At 63.1% G+C, this 19,220-nt stretch carries 15 protein-coding genes; 8 read left to right on the top strand and 7 right to left on the bottom strand.

What is annotated here, in order from left to right; genetic code table 11:
* Nucleotide 1: 1 nt before the first annotated feature.
* From HALZIN_RS17160 to HALZIN_RS0113120, 6 genes are all read left to right on the top strand, one after another.
* Nucleotides 2–3,340, top strand: a complete 3,339-nt coding sequence (locus tag HALZIN_RS17160; RefSeq protein ID WP_051907523.1) for a site-specific DNA-methyltransferase — start codon at nucleotides 2–4, stop codon at nucleotides 3,338–3,340.
* Complete coding sequence (locus HALZIN_RS0113140; RefSeq protein ID WP_031384663.1) at nucleotides 3,331–6,501, top strand: DEAD/DEAH box helicase family protein; 3,171 nt, start codon at nucleotides 3,331–3,333, stop codon at nucleotides 6,499–6,501. The genes HALZIN_RS17160 and HALZIN_RS0113140 overlap by 10 nt, the downstream gene beginning before the upstream one ends.
* 166 nt (nucleotides 6,502–6,667) lie before the next feature.
* On the top strand, nucleotides 6,668–7,027 hold the full coding sequence (locus HALZIN_RS0113135; protein ID WP_031384662.1) for an arsenate reductase: 360 nt from the start codon (nucleotides 6,668–6,670) through the stop codon (nucleotides 7,025–7,027).
* Between the two features lie 77 nt (nucleotides 7,028–7,104).
* A complete protein-coding gene (dapD, locus tag HALZIN_RS0113130) occupies nucleotides 7,105–8,130 on the top strand; it encodes a 2,3,4,5-tetrahydropyridine-2,6-dicarboxylate N-succinyltransferase (protein ID WP_031384661.1) in 1,026 nt (341 codons plus the stop codon).
* 49 nt (nucleotides 8,131–8,179) lie between these two features.
* Nucleotides 8,180–9,346 carry a succinyl-diaminopimelate desuccinylase gene (gene dapE, locus HALZIN_RS0113125; protein ID WP_031384660.1) on the top strand — a complete coding sequence of 389 codons (1,167 nt, stop codon included), beginning with the start codon at nucleotides 8,180–8,182 and terminating at the stop codon, nucleotides 9,344–9,346.
* Between the two features lie 8 nt (nucleotides 9,347–9,354).
* Nucleotides 9,355–9,741, top strand: coding sequence for a hypothetical protein (locus tag HALZIN_RS0113120; protein ID WP_031384659.1), 387 nt, complete (start codon nucleotides 9,355–9,357; stop codon nucleotides 9,739–9,741).
* Nucleotides 9,742–9,811: 70 nt separating this feature from the next.
* Here the strand turns inward: HALZIN_RS0113120 and HALZIN_RS18605 are convergent, their stop codons facing one another.
* On the bottom strand, nucleotides 9,812–10,276 hold the full coding sequence (locus HALZIN_RS18605; RefSeq protein WP_031384658.1) for a cold-shock protein: 465 nt from the start codon (nucleotides 10,274–10,276) through the stop codon (nucleotides 9,812–9,814).
* Nucleotides 10,277–10,476: 200 nt separating this feature from the next.
* Between HALZIN_RS18605 and HALZIN_RS0113110 the strand changes: the two genes are divergently transcribed.
* A complete protein-coding gene (locus HALZIN_RS0113110) occupies nucleotides 10,477–10,722 on the top strand; it encodes a SlyX family protein (protein WP_031384657.1) in 246 nt (81 codons plus the stop codon).
* Between the two features lie 118 nt (nucleotides 10,723–10,840).
* Here the strand turns inward: HALZIN_RS0113110 and trxB are convergent, their stop codons facing one another.
* The 3 genes from trxB to HALZIN_RS0113095 form a co-directional block, all read right to left on the bottom strand.
* Nucleotides 10,841–11,794 carry a thioredoxin-disulfide reductase gene (gene trxB, locus HALZIN_RS0113105; protein WP_031384656.1) on the bottom strand — a complete coding sequence of 318 codons (954 nt, stop codon included), beginning with the start codon at nucleotides 11,792–11,794 and terminating at the stop codon, nucleotides 10,841–10,843.
* Nucleotides 11,795–11,931: 137 nt separating this feature from the next.
* Nucleotides 11,932–12,534 carry a peroxiredoxin gene (locus HALZIN_RS0113100; protein WP_031384655.1) on the bottom strand — a complete coding sequence of 201 codons (603 nt, stop codon included), beginning with the start codon at nucleotides 12,532–12,534 and terminating at the stop codon, nucleotides 11,932–11,934.
* 193 nt (nucleotides 12,535–12,727) lie between these two features.
* Nucleotides 12,728–12,937 (bottom strand): CPXCG motif-containing cysteine-rich protein, encoded by a 210-nt coding sequence (locus HALZIN_RS0113095; protein ID WP_031384654.1) that lies wholly within the window; start codon nucleotides 12,935–12,937, stop codon nucleotides 12,728–12,730.
* 387 nt (nucleotides 12,938–13,324) lie between these two features.
* Here HALZIN_RS0113095 and acnA point away from each other — a divergent pair, with 387 nt between their 5' ends.
* Entirely contained in the window at nucleotides 13,325–16,075 is a 2,751-nt protein-coding gene (acnA, locus tag HALZIN_RS0113090; RefSeq protein WP_031384653.1) for an aconitate hydratase AcnA, read from the top strand.
* A gap of 65 nt (nucleotides 16,076–16,140) precedes the next feature.
* Here acnA and slmA read toward each other — a convergent pair whose 3' ends face one another.
* The 3 genes from slmA to HALZIN_RS0113075 form a co-directional block, all read right to left on the bottom strand.
* The gene (slmA, locus tag HALZIN_RS0113085) at nucleotides 16,141–16,758 is read right to left on the bottom strand and encodes a nucleoid occlusion factor SlmA (protein ID WP_031384652.1); all 618 of its coding nucleotides are present in this window, start codon (nucleotides 16,756–16,758) and stop codon (nucleotides 16,141–16,143) included.
* 84 nt (nucleotides 16,759–16,842) lie between these two features.
* Entirely contained in the window at nucleotides 16,843–17,751 is a 909-nt protein-coding gene (argB, locus tag HALZIN_RS0113080; protein WP_031384651.1) for an acetylglutamate kinase, read from the bottom strand.
* An 85-nt stretch (nucleotides 17,752–17,836) separates the two neighbouring features.
* Nucleotides 17,837–19,219, bottom strand: coding sequence for a phosphomannomutase/phosphoglucomutase (locus HALZIN_RS0113075; RefSeq protein WP_031384650.1), 1,383 nt, complete (start codon nucleotides 19,217–19,219; stop codon nucleotides 17,837–17,839).
* Nucleotide 19,220: the final 1 nt, after the last annotated feature.

The raw sequence follows: 19,220 nt of genomic DNA, 5'->3' as shown, positions 1-19,220 counted from the left end.
CATGACCGCACCGATCCAAGCCTTCGACCAGTTACGCCGCTTCCTCAAGGACATGTTCCAGTTCGAGGCCCACGACCTGGACTTCGGCATTTACCGCATCACGCGCTTGAAGCGTCAATTCATCCAGTCTTTCATCGATGGCGAAGCGGACAACAGCCTGCGCAGTACCGTCAATCACGCCCTGGGTAGCGTACATAACAGTCAGAGCGAAACCGCACGCCACTGGCTGGCGGCCTTTGCCGCCCAATTCGGTGACATGGGCCGTCCGCTCTGGCAGGCCGTGGCGGAAAACCCCGACGATGAAAATGCGCAATCCCGCTTTAGGAGCCTGTTCACCATGCCGGTGCTCAGCGATGAGCAGCGCGAACAGGCCGAAGCCCAGCTGACCAACTTCCTCGAGACCCGCCAGCTCTCTGCCGAACAGCTGGAAACCAAGGTCTACAACCACCTGCTCAACTTCTTCGAGCTGTACTACCAGAACGGTGACTTCGGCTACAACACCCGTGCCACCAGCGCCTTCAAGGTGCCCTACGAAGCCGACTACGACGGCTCGGACACGCTGTTCCACTGGAAGCACAAGGACAGCTATTACATCAAGACCGGCAACGGCTTTCATAGCGTGCGCTGCCAGGTCGCCGGCCAGTGGCTGGAATTCCGCCTGACCCACGGCGACAATGAACAGAGCCAAACCAGCGAGCGCAACAACAACAAGGACGCCGACAGCAAGCATTATCGATTGGTGGATATTCAGCCCATTGCCGAGCAAGGTGCCGAAGGTGATGAAAAAACCGTCTGGCAGGTGCGTTTCGCCTTGGCGGTGAGTTCCACCCCCAAGATCGCGCTGTACACCCGCCTGTGGCAGACGGTTTTTCAAGGCAGTGATGACCTAACGCCCTATCTGCACAAGAAGCCCGACAAAAGCGATCCCGAGCCCGGCAAGCCATTATTCAATGACCTGACCGACGACTTCGACAAGAGCGACGGCGGCCAGATCAAGGGCATCGGCCAGCTGCGCCTCAAGTTCGAGAGATATCTTGAAGAGCTGGCCAAGCGCAGCGAGTTCGCCGATCTGGGCGGCAATGCCGGCGAGCGCCAGCAAGAGCTGGAGCAAGACTGGATTGCCGGCGCGCTGTGGCAGATCGACCGTAACCTCAACAAGTTCTACGTTGGCAACGACGCCGACTACTTTATCCACAAGGATCTGCAGGGTTTCCTCACCCGCGAGAAAAGCCGCTTCATCAAGCAGGTGATCTTCTCGGATCTCGACGCGCTATTGCATGCCGGCGAGGACAACGCCACCACCCTGATCGCCCGCACCTTCAATCAGGTCGCGGATACGCTGATTGGTTTTCTCGCCGCCATCGAGAATTTCCAGAAAGGTCTGTTCGAGCTGAAGAAGAAGGTGGTCGATACCCACTATCTCGTGTCAGTCGGCAAGCTCCCGGCGCACTTCCATGCGCGGGTTTTCGCCAATGTGGCCCAGCGCGACGAGTGGCGCGATGTTTTCAAGGTCGATGTCAGCACCGCCAGCGAACTCGCCGAGCATCCCACCCTGGTGGTTGATACCCGCCTCTACCGTGAAAGCGACCCCACCTTTCAGGATGACCTGCTCAGCCTGGCCGAATTCGACGATCTCGACGAGCAGACCGATGGCCTGTTAATTAATTCGGAGAACTGGCAGGCGCTGAATCTATTGCAGGAGAAATTCCGCGAACAGATCAAGTGCATCTATATCGACCCGCCCTACAACACCGGCGGCGACGGCTTCCTGTATAAGGACAGCTTCCGGCATTCGAGCTGGGCGAGCATGATGCATGACCGGCTTTCAGTGTCGAGGAATTTTCTTTCGCAAAATGGCGTCATTTTCTCGTCAATCGACCAGAATGAAAGAAATAGTCTTCAGGAAATCCTCGCAACCACATTGGGTGGAAATAACAAGATAGGTGAAATCGTCTGGCACAATGCCACTGACAATAATCCCACACGTATAGCGCATGAACATGAGTACATTATTTCCTATGCAAAATCATTGAGCAATGTAGAAAGCGAATGGAAAAGCGCCATATCTGATGCCAAAAAATCCCTTATCGAAATAGCAAATACCCTTTCAGAAAAGCATAGCGATGAAAAAGAATTAAAAAAAGAATATGCAAAATGGTTCAAGGAAAACAAGCCATTCCTTGGCCAAATGGATAGATACAAATACATTGACCACGGAGGTGTTTACACTGGTAGTCAAAGCGTACACAACCCTGGCAAGGAAGGCTATCGCTATGATTTCATCCATCCTGATACCGGGCGACCTTGCAAGCAGCCATTGATGGGCTACCGCTTTCCTGAAACCACTATGAAACGGCTGATGGACGAAGACCGAATTCTTTTCGGCGAAGATGAGAACAAGATCGTAGAGCTGAAGGTTTATGCCCACGAATTTGAAGATAAGCTATCCAGCATCATCAAGCTAGATGGCCGCTCCGGTGCCAACGACCTTCGCGCCATGTTCCCGAAGGGAAAGAAATTTAGCAACCCCAAGCCCTCGGCGCTTCTGGAAAGCTTACTCCCCTTCATCGTTGAAGGTGATGATATCGTGATGGACTACTTTGCCGGCTCGGGAACCACAGCACAGGCTGTGATCGCCCTCAATAGACGGGATAATGAGAGGAGGCGTTTTGTACTGGCGGAGATGGGGGACTACTTCGACTCCATTCTCAAACCACGAGTCACCAGGACAATGCATGCCGGCCGCTGGCGGGATGGAGTTCCCATATCAGATGTTAACTGGATGGGCATCATCAAGGTTCAGCGCCTCGAGCAATACGAAGACCTGCTCGACAACCTGGCACTGGACGATAGCGGCCAGCCGCGTACGCACTGGGACGAAGCCGCGCTACCCCAACAGATCCCGGTCAACTACCTGTTCCGTCCCGAACAGAACAGTCTGTCCAGCTCGCTGGATGTTTCCCGGCCGTTCAGCCAAACGCTGCGCATCGGCAAGGCCCGCGAAGAAAAACCCATCGACCTGATGGAAACCTGGTGCTATTTGCAGGGCTACTGGGTCAAGTCGCGCCGCGTGTATCGCCCTGACACCCACCCAGATCTCGACCGGCAGTATCTGGCCGTGGAAACCACCCACGGCACGCTGGTGGTGTTTCGCGATATCGATCCCGCCGAAGACGACACCACCAACCTGCACGCCATCCTCGCCCACTATGCCGACGCTCAGGGCGTCAGCCGCATTCAGCGCCTGGAGCTGAACTTCGATGCCGACCTGCGCCGGCTGGAGCTCGACACCTACCTGATTCAGGCCAGCGACTTCTTGCGGGGGGCACAATGGAGCTAAAACTCTACAACCATCTCAAGCACGAGCTGCTGGGCGAGTTTTCCGCGCGTGCCGAAGGGCATGAACGCGACTATCAGAAACAGGTGGAAAGCTTCGCCTCGCGCCAGAGCAGCGGCCTGCCCAAGCCGATGGGGCGCAAGATTCAGAAGTGGCTGAACGACTACAACCAGCTGCTTTCGCGCCCCTTTACTCTACGCTATTACCAGATTTTGGCGCTGTATTTCACCGAGCATGTGCTGGAGCAAAAGCGCGCCGGCAAGAGTTTTGCCGAGCAAAAAGCGCTGGCGTACTGGATGGCCACCGGCAGCGGCAAGACGCTGCTGATGCATCTCAATATTCTGCAATACATCGCACACATTGGCGGCGGCGCAGCCTTCGACGAGTTGCAGATCATCCTGACCACGCCGGGCGTCAACCTGATCGAGCAGCATGAGCGCGAGCTGGGCGAAGTGGTCCGCCAGCTGAACCGCCTGTACAACAACCGCATCAAGCTCACGGTCGCCACCACCGGCGCGCTACTCAACAAGGAACCCGGTTTCTTCAACATGCCGGACAGCACCCGGCTGTTCCGCCTGATCTTGGTGGATGAGGGCCATATCGGCCTGGCCAGCGGCGGCAAGGAGGTCGGCGCCTTCAAGCAACTGCGTCAGGAACTGCTCAAGCCGGATAACGCTTTTCTGTTCGAATACTCGGCAACCTATCACGGTATCAGCGATACGCATGTGCGCGACTACGAAGAACAGATCGTCTACGACTACAACTATTACCGCTTCTTCAAGGATGGCTACGGCAAGGACTACGCCCTGCAGAGCCTGGCCGACGATCGCTTCGCCGATACCGGCAAGGGCGATGCCGCCTTCTTCGCCAGCACCTTCGATACCCTGCGTGAAAAACTCACCGCGCATGAGCACTTGACCGTCAGCCAGGCGCATGGCGCCGGCGAGCTGCCCTTCGCCGGGCATTTCCCCGACAAGCCGCTGCTGGCCTACATGGGCAATACGGTGGAAGACCCCAGAAAGGAAGGCACCGCCAAGGACGAGGTTTCGGACATTCGCCGCTTCGTGGTCTGGCTCGCGCATCTCGATGCCACCGATCGCGAGGCCTATTCCCCCATCTTCAACGACCAGCACAGCGGCAAGCTGACCCTGACCCGCTCGCCGGGCGTGGCCGATGAGATCTGGCTGTCCTGGGGCGATGGTCAATACTGGGGGTTGATCAACGTCGGCAACGGCGACAAGTTCTTCAAGGAGTGTGAGGCGCACCCGCAGTTGCATGACGCCAATGGCGAGCCGCGGGTGACATTGAGCAAGGCGCCGATCGTCAATGCGCGCTATCACTTCGACGCCATCGATGACGTGGGCTCGCCGATCAATGTGCTGGTCGGCAGCCGCAAGTTCGCCGAGGGCTGGAACTGCTTTCGGGTATCGATCATCGGTCTGATCAACCTCGGCTCGAGCAAGGGCAACAAGATCATCCAGATCTTCGGGCGTGGCGTGCGCCTGAAAGGCCTGCGCGGGGATGGCAAGCGTCGCCATCAAGAACACTGCACCGATTATGCGGCGCTGGTGGCGGACGATACGCCGGATAGCCAACTGCGCCGCCTGGAGACCTTGAACGTCTACAGCCTCAACCGGTCATGGCTGGAAGTCTTTCTCAAAGCACTGGAAAAAGACCTGCCGGCGATTGCCGGGCCTTACAGCCTCGAGGTGAAGCCCGCCGTCGTGCAGGTGGGCACGCACAAGCAAAAACGTGCGCCGTTGGCGTTCACCGAGTATCAACACAAGCTGCATACCTTCAAGGTAGGACGTGCCGATTTCGATTCGCCCTTGCGCATCACGCTGAACGCCGCGACGCATGAATGGCATTGGCACTATTTTCAGCGAGACGGATTTCAGCAAGGCGGGTTTCAGCAAGACGGATTTCAGCGAGACGGAACGCAGCAAGGCGATGTATTCAGCGGCCGGCTGGCCAACCCCGGTTTCAGCCTCGATTACCGTGCGGACCGCAGCCAACCGGGCCACAACCTGGTGGCTAGCCTGAAAGCGTGCCTCGCGGACCAGGCGCTGTTCGTCTCCAGCGATTGGCTGCAAACCCGCCTGCGGATCTGGTGTAGCCAGCAACGTGTGCAGCTGTATGTGAACCATGACGGCGCCAGCCAGCCTCTTACCCTGGCGGCGCTGCTCGCGCCGACCAAGGAAGTGCTTTACGACCAGCCACTGAGCGAGCGCAACTGGCCGGTCATCGAGCGCCTGCTGGAAGAGGTGCAGCGCGATTTGCTGGAAAAGATGTTCCACAAGGTGCGTTATGACATCGACAGGCGTCAGTATCGTTTTGAGACCGTACGCCAGAATGCGCCGGACGCGCGCGGCGATTTTATCGATCGCTACACCCTGACTTATGAGTTCGCGGACCAGACGCAGAAGGTCGCCTTCGAGAACGATGCCTCACTGAACCAGCAGATTCAGCTCGATCTCGAGGAAGCCCAAGGCGATTACCATATATACGAGCCGCTACTCGGCGAAGCCGCCGATACGCTACTCAAGAAGCATAAACTCAAGCGTATCGGCATATCGCCGGACAGCCTCAACGCGGGCGAGCGCAAATTCCTTCGCGACATCCTGGCGTTCATCGACGTCAACTATCCCCGCGACCATCGCGAGTTTTACCTGATGCGCAACGTCGAGTCGCTGCGCTCGATCGGCATCTATCTGGAAGGCGAAACCCGCGTTTTCTATCCCGATTTCGTGCTCTGGATCGTCGATGACAAGGCCAACAGAACCACGCTGGCCCTGTTCGACCCCAAGGGCCAGACCGGCATCGTCAAGGAGGACGATCTCGGCCTGAAGGGTGTAGATGGCATGAACGACAAGGTGCGTGTCGCCACCAGTGGCCAGCTCGTCGAGCTGGCAAAACAACTGCAAGGCCGGACGGAGCGAAAGTGGTCCATCCATTCATTCATCCTACTACGCGATAAGTCGCCGCTGGGGCGCTGGAAAGGCTCTTCGCCGACCGATAAGGAAATGGAACTAGCCGAAGACATGATCAAACGCGGTGTATTGCGTCTGGATTGGCATGGAAAAAACGAATCGGGGCACGCTTCTGCCACGCTTCGCGATGGCGACTCGTACTTGAGCCGAATTTTCGCTCAGCTCCTGGCATGACATGCACGGCCGGCGCATTTGAGGGGAACCCCACGGCTTGCCTATAATCGGTGGCTTCGCGCCCCACGGCACCCATGACAAGACAATCCTGCCCTGGCGCCGACGCATCCACGCTTCCCACGAGCGACACGTTCGACCCGCTCTCGAATCAGGACCGACCCGGCCCATGAACACGTTATACGGCATCAACAACTGCGACAGCTGCCGCAAGGCGCGCAAGGCCCTCGACGCCCAGGGCATCGATTATCGCTATCACGACCTGCGCGACGACGGTCTTGACCGCGAGCGGCTGACACGCTTTCTGGCCATGGCTGATCTGGCCACGCTGCTCAACACCCGCAGCACCACCTGGCGCGGCCTGGACGCCGCCGAGCAACAGGCGGCGCGCAGCGATGCCGAGCATGCCAGCGCGCTGATCCTCGCCCAGCCGACACTGCTCAAGCGCCCGCTGCTCGACACCGGCGAGCGGCTGCTGGTCGGCCTGCCCCGCGACGGTTATGCCGGCCTGAACGCCTCGGCACCCTAGATCGCAGCAATGCCGGACGCCGCAGGGCCGGGCGCACCGACTCACGACACTTATCAAAGAGACTTCAGGAGAATCGCATGCTGAGTTTCGCACTCGGAATCGGCAACCAGAACACCCAGGGCGACTGGCTCGACGTCTATTACCCGGCGCCGCTGTTCCAGCCGGAAAGCGCGCTGGCCGAGGCCGCCCGCGAGGCGCTCGACGCCCCCGCCGGCAACGCCGTGGTGAGCTTTCTGCCCGAGCATTGCGGCAAGCTGGCCGAGGCCCTCAAGGCCGCCGGCAACGCCGAGCAGGCCGAGCTCGCCACGTCACTGGCAGCCAGCCGGCGCCCCCTGGTGGCGACCTTCATCGCGCTCGATCAGCCGCCCGAGAGCGCGCCGGAGGTGTATCTCAAGCTGCACCTGCTGTCGCACCGGCTGGTCAAGCCGCACGGTATCGACCTGACCGGCATGTTCGGCCTGCTGCGCAACATCGCCTGGACCAACGAGGGCCCCATCGACATCGAGGAGCTGCCCGCCCGGCGCCTCAAGGCACGTCTCGAGGGCCGTCCGCTGTCCGTGGACTGCGTCGACAAGTTTCCCAAGATGACCGACTACGTGGTGCCCAAGGGCATCCGCATCGGCGACAGCGCGCGGGTGCGCCTGGGCGCCTACCTCGGCGAGGGCACCACGGTGATGCACGAGGGCTTCGTCAATTTCAACGCCGGCACCGAAGGCCCGGGGATGATCGAAGGCCGCGTCTCGGCGGGGGTGATGATCGGCAAGGGCTCGGATCTCGGCGGCGGCTGCTCGACCATGGGTACGCTGTCCGGCGGCGGCAACATCGTCATCAAGGTCGGCGAGGGTTGCCTGATCGGCGCCAATGCCGGGATCGGCATCCCGCTGGGCGATCGCTGCACCGTCGAGGCCGGGCTGTACATCACCGCCGGCACCAAGGTCGCGGTACTCGACGATCAGGGCCAGGAAGTCGAGAAGCTGGCGGCCCGCGAACTGGCCGGCCAGAGCGACCTGCTGCTGCGGCGCAACTCGCTCAACGGGCGTGTCGAATGCCTGACCAACAAGAGCGCCGTGGCGCTCAACGAAGCGCTGCATGCCCACAATTGATCCGTGGCGCCCCGACCGGGCGCCCCAACCGCCGCTATCCGGAACCGCCATGTCCACGTCCGCCACTGCCGCGACCCGCCAGCCCCTGTCAGCGACGCTGGAGCTGGCCATCGAGCTGATGCGCCGCGTCTCGGTGACTCCCGACGATGCCGGCTGCCAGGCGCTGATGATCGAGCGCCTCGAGCGTCTCGGCTTCAGCATCCAGCGATTGGCCTTCGGCGATGTCGATAACTTCTGGGCGGTGCGCGGCCACCACGGCCCGGTGCTGGCCTTCGCCGGCCACACCGACGTGGTGCCCAGTGGCCCCGAGGCGCAGTGGCACACGCCGCCGTTCGAGCCGTACATCAACGAGGCCGGCGAGCTGTGCGGGCGCGGCGCCGCCGACATGAAGGGCAGTCTGGCGGCGATGCTCACCGCGGTGGAGCGCTTCGTCGCCGCGCACCCCGAGCACCCGGGACGGCTGGCGTTTCTGATCACCTCCGACGAGGAGGGCCCCGCCATCGACGGCACCCGGGCGGTGGTCGAGCACCTGCGCGAGGCCCACGAACGGCTGGATTACTGCATCGTCGGCGAGCCCTCGTCCAGCGAGCGGCTCGGCGACACCGTCAAGAACGGCCGGCGCGGTTCGCTGGGCGGCGTGCTGCACGTCAAGGGCGTGCAGGGCCATGTCGCCTATCCGCACCTGGCGCACAATCCGATCCACGCCACGGCGCCGGCGCTGGATGCGCTGTGCCGCGAACACTGGGACGACGGCAACGCCTTCTTCCCCGCCACCAGTTTTCAGATCTCCAACCTGCGCGCGGGCACCGGCGCGAGCAACGTGATTCCCGGCGAACTGGAAGTGGTGTTCAATTTCCGCTACTCCACCGAGGTCACCCATCAGCAGCTGCGCGAACGCGCCGAGGCGATTCTCGACGCCCACGGCCTCGACTATCGGCTCGACTGGACGCTCAACGGCGAACCGTTCCTGACCGCCCGGGGCGAGCTGATCGAGGCGGTGCTCGCCGGGGTCAATGACGCCACCGGCGAGACGCCGGCGCTGTCGACCGCCGGCGGCACCTCGGATGGCCGTTTCATCGCCCAGCTGGGCAGCCAGGTGGTCGAGCTCGGCCCGCTCAACGCGACCATCCACAAGGTCAACGAACGCGTGCGCGCCGCCGATCTCGATACCCTGAGCCAGGCCTACGAAGCGATCATCAAACGGCTGTTCACCTGAGGTTCGCCATGCAACGCTATCCCGACATCGAGATCTACCTGGCCGACGCCTCGCTCGAACGCCTCAATGCCTGGCTCGGCTCGCAACTCGATGCCGCGCCGCTGGTGCCCGCCGGCAAGCGCAAGTGGCGCGGCCAAGGCCATCGCGAGGGCGCGCTGGTGCCGATCCTGCTGGTCGAGAACGCCGCCGACGGCTTCGCCAGCCTGTGGTTCGACAGCGCCGCCACCCCCTGGCCGCGCGATATCGACTGTGCCCGCGCGGCGGTCGCCGCACTGGCCTGCGAGGTACGCTGCTCGCTGGGCGGCTGGCAGCCGGGCGACGACCCCGATCGTTTCTGGCAGGTCTGTCCCGACGGTCACGAGGGTGCCATTACCTGGCCGGATTCCGGCCAGTAGCATCGACACGCAAACGCCCCGGCCGGCACGAGCCGACCGGGGCGTCCGGTCATACGCGGGAGCGCCGCGTTCAGGTGATGACGGTCACGTCGTCGGCCTGCAGGCCGCGCTCGTTGTTGATCACGTGATAGCGCACCTTCTGACCCTCGGCCAGGGTCCGGTGACCCTTGCCGCGAATCGCCCGGAAGTGCACGAACACGTCTTCCCCGTTGTCGCGGGTGATGAAGCCGTAGCCCTTGTTGACGTTGAACCACTTCACCTCGCCCATCTCGCGATCGTCGTTCTCGATCTCGGCAAGGTTGACGAGCTGGGGGGTAAGGCTGTGCACGGCAAGGGTGGCGACCAGCAGGATCAGAAACACCGCCACCGCACTGGCGACATAGATGCGCTCGATGCCATCCAGGGTCAACGCTTGTTCGAGGGCCCCGGTCAGGGCGCCGTCGACCAGCGATGCAAACAGGGCAATCAACAGCGGGGCGGGAGCGGCAAGCAGGAGACTGATGAGACTACAGCGGAGCAATACCTTTCGATTCATGGACCTCGGACTCTCTTGTTGTGCTGACAATGACGGCCTGACGCCACGCGTGCGACGGGCGGTGCTTCGAAGAGCGATCGTTGCGAAGCGCGATGATTCCAAGCTCAACTATTATTCGAAACGTCGGCGAGTGCCGATGGGTTTCGAACATAGGGTAAGGTGTCGCGATGAACGGCAACACACAGCGGAGCGATTCTAGCATGATCGAAAATGACACGCTCACCCGCCTGGAGGCGCGCCTCGAAGCGCTGGAGAGCCGCCTGGCCTATCAGGAGCACTGGCTCGACACCCTCGACCAGGCCCTCGCCGGCCAGGCTCAGCGACTCGATCGCCTGGAGCGGGTCAACGCGCTGATGCAGCAGCGCCTGCGCGATCAGCACCAGACCCTTGCAGCGCTCGATGCACCGGGTACCAGCGACGCGGACGAGCGCCCCCCGCATTATTGAGATTGATGCCAGCGGCTGCTGCAAACGCGACACCCCCGCGGGCAAGCCGGCGGGGGTCAGGTGCTTCGCAGCAGGACTTTCGAAGCCCGGTGCCGTCGCGTGGCTAGTCGAGCCCCTCCTAATCGAGCCCCTCAAGATAGCGCTCGACGTCCAGCGCCGCCATGCAGCCGCTGCCCGCCGAGGTGATCGCCTGACGATAGACGTGATCCATCACGTCGCCGGCGGCGAACACGCCGGGCACGCTGGTCGCGGTGGCATTGCCCTCGAGCCCCGAACGCACCCGAATATAGCCATTGGCCATCTCCAGCTGGCCCTCGAAGATGCCGGTGTTGGGCGTGTGGCCGATGGCGATGAACACCCCCGGGGCGGAAAGCTCGCGCTGGCTGCCGTCGAGGGTCGAGCGCAGGCGTACCCCGGTCACCCCGGTGTTGTCGCCCAGCACTTCCTCGACCACCTGGTTCCATTCGACGGCGATGTTGCCGGTGTCGACCTTCTCGAACAGCTTGTCCTGCAGGATCTTCTCGCCGCGCAGGCTGTCGCGGCGATGGACCAGCGTCACCGTGGAAGCGATGTTGGAAAGGTACAGTGCCTCTTCCACGGCGGTGTTGCCGCCGCCCACCACGATGACTTGCTGATTGCGGTAGAAGAACCCGTCGCAGGTGGCGCACGCCGACACGCCCTGGCCCATGAATCGCTGCTCGGAGGGCAAGCCCAGGTAGCGGGCGCTGGCACCGGTGGCGACGATCAACGCGTCGCAGGTATAGGTGCCATTGCTGCCCTTGAGCGTGAAGGGCTTATGACGCAGCTCCACCTCGTCGATGTGATCGAACAGTACCTCGGTATCGAAGCGCTCGGCGTGCTTGCGCATGCGCTCCATCAGTTCGGGACCCTGGACCCCGTCGGCGTCGCCCGGCCAGTTGTCGACGTCGGTGGTGGTGGTCAACTGACCGCCCGCTTCCATGCCGGTGATCAGCAGCGGCTTCAGGTTGGCGCGCGCCGCGTAGACGGCCGCGCTGTAACCGGCCGGGCCGGAGCCGAGGATGATCAGGCGCTCGTGTCGCACTTCACTCATGAATTGATCCTCTCACGCAAGGCGCCGCCGGACGACGGCACCGCTCGTTGACTGGCTTCGCCTTCGCATTGGCAGCGTCGGGCGCAGCCCAGACGGCAAAAGGGCGGCCCTCGGCCGCCCCATGAAGCCGTGAAGGCTTACAGGTTCGTGGAATGGGTGCCGAGGTACTTGGCAACGCCTTCCGCGGTGTCCTTCATGCCTTCCTTGCCTTCGTCCCAACCGGCCGGGCAGACTTCGCCGTGCTTCTCGTGGTGCTGCAGCGCCTTGACCATGCGCAGCATCTCGTCGACGTTACGGCCCAGCGGCAGGTTGTTGACGGTCTGGTGCTGAACGACGCCGTTGGCATCGATCAGGAAGGAGGCGCGCATGGCGACGCCAGCTTCCGGATGCTCGATGCCGTAGGCCTGAACGATCTCGTGCTTGACGTCGGCGACGATCGGGAAGCCGACTTCGCCGATACCGCCCGCATCCGGCGAGGTCTTGCGCCAGGCGTAATGCGAGAACTGGGAATCGATGGACGCACCGATCACCTCGACGCCCAGCTCCTTGAACTGTGCCAGACGGTTGTCGTGGGCGATGATTTCGGACGGGCAAACGAAGGTGAAATCCAGCGGCCAGAAGAACAGCACGCGCAGCTTGCCGTGGCTGTCGGACAGCTTGAAGTTCTCGACGATGGTGCCGTCGCCGAGGACTGCTGCCGCTTCGAAATCCGGTGCCTGACGTCCAACCAATACGCTCATGCAACTTCTCCTTGAGGTTAGTCCTTCGAGGTTAGAGGGGTTTGAAAAGATAACGGACTAGACTAAAGTCGCACCTCTTGTCTGCCAATTAGTTAACGCCAATGGCAGGCATAGTCAATATCTATCGAAAGCGTCTTTGCATATCCGCCCTCGCCATGGAGGGATGACGGAATCGCGGACAAACAGCGTCCGCTTAGAGAACATCGTCGTCGCGCGCCAGCGTCACGGCCTGCACGCTGCCGTCCGGCTCCGCCACGTCGACGCTGACCTGAATCGGTGCGCAACAGCGCGGGCAGTCCTCCCAGGTGGAATGGCTGCCTTGGCTGCCATCGACCAGCAATTCGAACGGCGTGCCGCAATACGGGCAGCTGACCGGTCGTGAGGCAAGCATTGCTTCGTGCATGGCGCGACTCGCTTGCGTGACGCCTTGGTGAGCAACGATATGGGTATCGTTGCAGACGCTTTCAAGGGTGAATGACCAACCCGGCGCCATGCGCGTCTCTGCCAGCGCGGTCGCCTGGCTCGAACGCTGGCTGGCGGTTGAATTCAGCGCCTATCATGACAAGGTGATGATCAGCAATAATCAACAGGATGTGTCGACAATCGCTGTCTCAAGCGTAGTATCTGGGTACGTCATTCAAGAACCTGACATTCGGGCAAGCGGCATCGGCCAGTCGCAACGGCGCTGTTCAGTGCCACGCAGGGTGGCCAAGGATACGTCGCCACACCAGCCAGCCGCACCCGTCGATGGTGACGTGCTAGCCCCGCTTGGTATTAAGGAGGAGAGTCCATGAGCGCCGAAAACACGCCGAATACCCTGAGTTCCCTCGAGGCCGGAGGGAACACCTATCACTATTACAGTCTGCCCAAGGCCGCTAAGGCGCTCGGCAACATCGATCGCCTGCCCTTCACGCTCAAGGTCCTGCTCGAGAACCAGCTGCGCTTTGCCGATACCGACAGCGTCTCGACCGAAGACATGCAGGCGCTGGTCGACTGGCAGCAGGCGGCGCGCTCGACCCGCGAGATCGGCTACCGCCCCGCGCGGGTGCTGATGCAGGACTTCACCGGGGTGCCCGGAGTCGTCGACCTGGCCTCGATGCGCGACGCCGTGGAGCGCCTCGGCGAAGACCCGGCGCGCATCAACCCGCTGTCCCCCGTCGACCTGGTCATCGACCACTCGGTGATGGTCGATCGCTTCGGCGATCCCTCGTCGTTCAAGGACAACGTCGCCATCGAGATGGAGCGTAACCTCGAGCGTTACGAATTCCTGCGCTGGGGGCAGCAGGCCTTCGACAACTTCCGCGTGGTGCCGCCGGGCACCGGTATCTGCCACCAGGTCAATCTCGAGTACCTGGGCCGAACGGTGTGGACCAAGGACGAGGGCGGCAAGACCTTCGCCTATCCCGACACGCTGGTCGGTACCGATTCCCACACCACGATGATCAATGGCCTGGGCGTACTCGGCTGGGGCGTCGGCGGCATCGAGGCCGAAGCGGCGATGCTCGGCCAGCCGGTGTCGATGCTGATCCCCGAAGTGATCGGCTTCAAGATCTCCGGCAAGCTGCGCGAAGGCATTACCGCCACCGATCTGGTGCTGACGGTGACCCAGATGCTGCGCCGGAAGGGCGTGGTCGGCAAGTTCGTCGAATTCTACGGCGACGGCCTCAAGGACATGCCGGTCGCCGACCGCGCGACGATCGCCAACATGGCCCCCGAATACGGTGCCACCTGCGGCTTCTTCCCGGTCGACGAGCAGACCCTGGATTACCTGCGCCTGACCGGCCGCGAGGACGCCCAGATCGAACTGGTCGAGGCCTACGCCAAGGCTCAGGGCATGTGGCGCGAGCCGGGCCACGAGCCGATCTACTCCGATACCCTGCAGCTCGACATGGACGATGTCGAAGCCAGCCTGGCCGGCCCCAAGCGCCCCCAGGACCGAGTCGCGCTCACCGACATGAAGGCGACCTTCGAGAAGCTCATGGCATCCGAAGCACCGGACGCCCCCGCCGAGGACCAAGCCAAGTGGAATTCCGAGGGCGGTCACGCCGTCGACGACGTCGAACTGCACGACAGCCATCGCCACTACGAGCACAGCGACAGCCAGGACTGCGAGATCGACGGCGAGCGCTTCAAGCTCAACCCGGGCGCCGTGGTGATCGCCGCGATCACCTCCTGCACCAATACCTCCAACCCCAGCGTAATGCTGGCCGCCGGCCTGCTGGCGCGCAAGGCGGTCGAGAAGGGCCTGGCCACCAAGCCGTGGGTCAAGACCTCGCTGGCGCCCGGGTCCAAGGTGGTCACCGATTACCTGGCGGCGGGCGGTGTCCAGGACGACCTCAACGAACTCGGCTTCAACCTGGTCGGCTATGGCTGCACCACCTGCATCGGCAATTCCGGGCCGCTGCCCGAGTCGGTCGAGAAGGCCATCGACGCCGGCGACCTGACCGTGGCCTCGGTACTCTCGGGCAATCGTAACTTCGAAGGCCGCGTGCACCCGCTGGTCAAGACCAACTGGCTGGCCTCGCCGCCCCTGGTGGTAGCCTACGCGCTGGCCGGCAACGTGCGCCTCGATCTGTCCAAGGAGCCGCTGGGCACCGGCAAGGATGGTCAGCCGGTCTATCTCAAGGACATCTGGCCGTCGCAGGCCGAGATCGCCGAGGCGGTCGAGCGGGTGCGCACCGACATGTTCCGCAAGGAATACGCCGAGGTGTTCGATGGCGACGAAGCCTGGAAATCGCTGAAGATTCCCGAGAGCAAGGTCTACGAGTGGTCCAAGGATTCCACTTACATCCAGCATCCGCCGTTCTTCGAGGGCATGGGCAAGGAACCCGAGCCGGTCGAGGACGTCAAGGACGCCCGCGTGCTGGCGATGCTCGGCGATTCGGTGACCACCGACCACATCTCGCCGGCCGGCGCGATCAAGCCCGACAGCCCGGCGGGTCGCTACCTGCAGGAGCACGGCGTGGCGCCCAAGGATTTCAACTCCTACGGCTCGCGGCGCGGCAATCATGAGGTGATGATGCGCGGCACCTTCGCCAACGTGCGCATCAGAAACGAGATGCTCGACAACGTCGAGGGCGGCTACACGCGTCACGTGCCGTCCGGCGAGCAGCTGGCGATCTACGATGCGGCAATGAAGTATGCCGAGGAGAGCAAGCCGTTGGTGGTGGTCGCCGGCAAGGAATACGGCACCGGCTCGAGTCGCGACTGGGCGGCCAAGGGCACGCTGCTGCTCGGCGTGCGCGCGGTAATCGCCGAATCCTACGAGCGCATCCACCGCTCCAACCTGATCGGCATGGGCGTGCTGCCGCTGCAGTTCCCCGAGGGCGAGGACCGCAAGTCGCTGGGCCTGACCGGTGACGAATCGTTTTCCATCGAGGGCCTCGGCGAGTTGGAGCCGGGCGGCACCGTCAAGGTGACCATCGCATCAAGCAAGGGCGAGAAGACGCTCGACGCCAAGTGCCGCATCGATACCGCCAACGAGCTGGAGTACTATCGTCACGGCGGCATCCTGCACTTCGTGCTGCGCAACATGCTCTAGACCCGGGCCGCAACGCCCTGCCACGACGGGCAGGGCGTTGCTTGAAGCCGGCTAGGCGCGGCCGGCTAGGCGCGGCTGGCCTGGGTCACGGCAACCAGCAGGTCGCGCGATAGCAACGGCCAATGCTCGTCCCAGTGGCTGGTCGGCAGGCGCTTGAAATCGCTGCGCACGTACTGGCCGATGCGCCCCTCGGCATAGGCCAGCAGCACGTTGGCGGCCGAAGAGACCGGCAGCACCGGGCGCAGCCCTTCGTGGATCTCGGCCTCGCGAAGGATCTGCTTGAGCTGGGTCTCGAGGCGTTCGAACAGCTGGCCCATGCGCACTCGCAAGCGGGCGGTCTCGCCGGTCAGGGCGTCGCCGTTGAGTAGCCGGCACAGGCCCGGGTTCTTCTCGGCGAAGCCCAGCAACAGCATCAGGATGTGCTGGCAGCGCGGCAGCGCCTCGGGCGTTTCGTCGAGTATCCGGCGGATGCGCTCGAACAGCGTGGCCTCGATGAATTCGATCAGCCCCTCGAACATGCGCGCCTTGCTGGGGAAATGGCGGTAGAGGGCGGCCTCGGAAACGCCGACCTGGCGGGCCAGCGATGCCGTGGTGATACGCTTGCCGCTGTCTTCCTCGAGCATCAGCGCCAGCGCCTGGAGAATCTGCTCCCGGCGGCTCTGCTTGGTTGTCGCCTGCGTCATGTCGTTCTTCTAATAATATTTTATGGTTACGCTAATCCTACTGGCGGCTCCTTGCCGGGGCAAACCGCAAAGGTCGTGTATGCCCTATTCCTGGTTCGTCGCATCGGTGATCAGCGTACCGACCCCGGCGTTGGTGAAGATCTCCAGCAGGGTGGCGTGGGGCACCCGGCCATCGACGATGTGCGAACTGGCCACGCCGCCCTTGACGGCCTCCAGCGCACAGCGAATCTTGGGCAGCATCCCGCCATGGATGGTGCCGTCACTGATCAACGCGTCGACCTGGGTGGTGGACAGCCCGGTCAATACCTCGCCGGCGGCGTTCATCAGCCCGGCGACGTTGGTCAGCAGCATCAGCTTCTCGGCATTCAGCGCCTCGGCGATCTTGCCGGCCACCAGGTCGGCGTTGATGTTGTAGCTGCGACCCTGGGCGTCGACGCCGATCGGCGCGATCACCGGGATGAAATCGCGGGCGGTGAGCATCTCGATCAGTTCGGTGGAGACGTGCTCGACCTCGCCGACATGCCCGATGTCGATGATCTCGGGCACGCGCATCTCCGCGCTGTGCTGCTCGACCTTGAGCTGGCGGGCGCGAATCTGGCCGCCATCCTTGCCGGTCAGGCCGATCGCCTTGCCGCCGCACTGGTTGATCAGGTTGACGATGCCCTTGTTGACCAGCCCGCCGAGGACCATTTCCACGACGTCCATGGTTTCGGCGTCGGTCACGCGCATGCCGCCCACGAAGCGCGACTCGATCTTGAGCTTGCCGAGCAGCTCGCCGATCTGCGGGCCACCGCCATGCACCACCACCGGATTGATGCCGACCTCCTTCATCAGCACCATGTCGCGGGCGAAGGAGTCGACCAGGGTCTGTTCGGTCATGGCGTTGCCGCCGTACTTGACGACCACGGTCTTGCCGGAAAAGCGCTGGATGTAGGGCAGCGCTTCGGACAGGACCTCGACCACCTGGCGCGGGTCCCGGGGGTGTTCGCTCATCGGCGATTCTCCATCGGTTGGATCGGCCCGCGCTGCCGGCGGCGGCGCGGGCCCGGTTCTTGGGGACAGTGCTCGGAGAGCCGGCTCAGAAGGGCAGTTCGGCGTCGGGGACGACCTGCTTGAGGGCGTCGCGAAAGCGCGCCTGGACGCGCTCCAGGGACTCCTGAGTCTTGCCTTCGAAGCGCAGCACCAGCACCGGCGTGGTGTTGGAGGCGCGGCACAGCCCCCAGCCGTCGGCGTAGTCGACGCGGATGCCGTCGAGGGTGGTCTTGACGCCGTCGTCACCGAAGTCGCCCTCGCGGGCCAGTTGCTCGACGATGGCGAACTTGTTGTCGTCGGTGACGTGGACGTTGAGTTCCGGAGTGCCCAGATCCTGCGGGAAGCGATGGAAGAACGTGTCGGCATCGTCTTGCTGCTTGGAGAGGATCTCGAGCAGCCGCGCCGCGCCGTAGAGGCCGTCGTCGAAGCCGTACCAGCGCTCCTTGAAGAAGATGTGACCGCTCATCTCGCCGGCCAGTGCCGCGCCGGTCTCCTTCATCCGGCCCTTGATCAGCGAGTGTCCGGTGCGCCACATCTCGGGGGTGCCGCCGGCCTCTTCGATCACCTTGGCCAGGTTGCCGGTGCACTTGACGTCGAAGATCACCCGCGCGCCGGGGTTGCGCTCGAGCATGTCCTCGGCGAAGGCCATCATCAGGCGGTCGGGGTAGATCACCTCGCCCTTGGGCGTGACCACGCCGAGCCGGTCGCCGTCGCCGTCGAAGGCCAGCCCGATGTCGGCGCCGGTTTCCTTGACGGTGCGGATCAGGTCCTGGAGGTTCTCGAGCTTGCCGGGATCGGGATGGTGGTTGGGAAAGTCGCCGTCGACATCGGCGAACAGCGGCACGGTCTCGGCGCCCAGGCGCTCGATCAGCGTGGGCCCCAGCGTGCCGGCCACGCCATTGCCGCAGTCGACCACTGCCTTGATCTTGCCGCTCAGGGTGACGTCGCCGATGATCCGGTCCAGATAGGCCTCGCCCACGTCCTGCTCGCGGACCCGGCCCTCGCCGCTGGCGAAGTCGTCGTCGGCGATGCGCTGGTAGAGCGCGGTGATCGCCTCGCCGGAGAGCGTCTCGCCGCCCAGCACGACCTTGAAGCCGTTGTAGTCCGGCGGATTGTGGCTGCCGGTGACCATCACCCCCGAGGTGCCGTCGCCCAGCGTGTTGGTGGCGTAGTAGAGCACCGGGGTGGGCACCATGCCGATATTGACGACATCGCGGCCGGCGGCGGTCAGGCCCTTGATCAGCGCCGCCTGCAAGCGCTGACCGGAGTGCCGGCCGTCGCGGGCGACGATCACCGAGCGCTCGCCGCGCTCGGCGGCCTCACTGCCGATCGCCCGGCCGATCAGCTCGACGGATTGCTCGGTCAGGGTGTCATCGACGATCCCGCGGATATCGTAGGCGCGGAAGATGGACGGGGTAATCTCGCTCATG

This window comes from Halomonas zincidurans B6 (assembly GCF_000731955.1).
Classification (GTDB): domain Bacteria; phylum Pseudomonadota; class Gammaproteobacteria; order Pseudomonadales; family Halomonadaceae; genus Modicisalibacter; species Modicisalibacter zincidurans.
The sequence above is the reverse complement of the archived record's forward strand: the minus strand, read 5'-3'. Positions and strand labels throughout refer to the sequence as shown.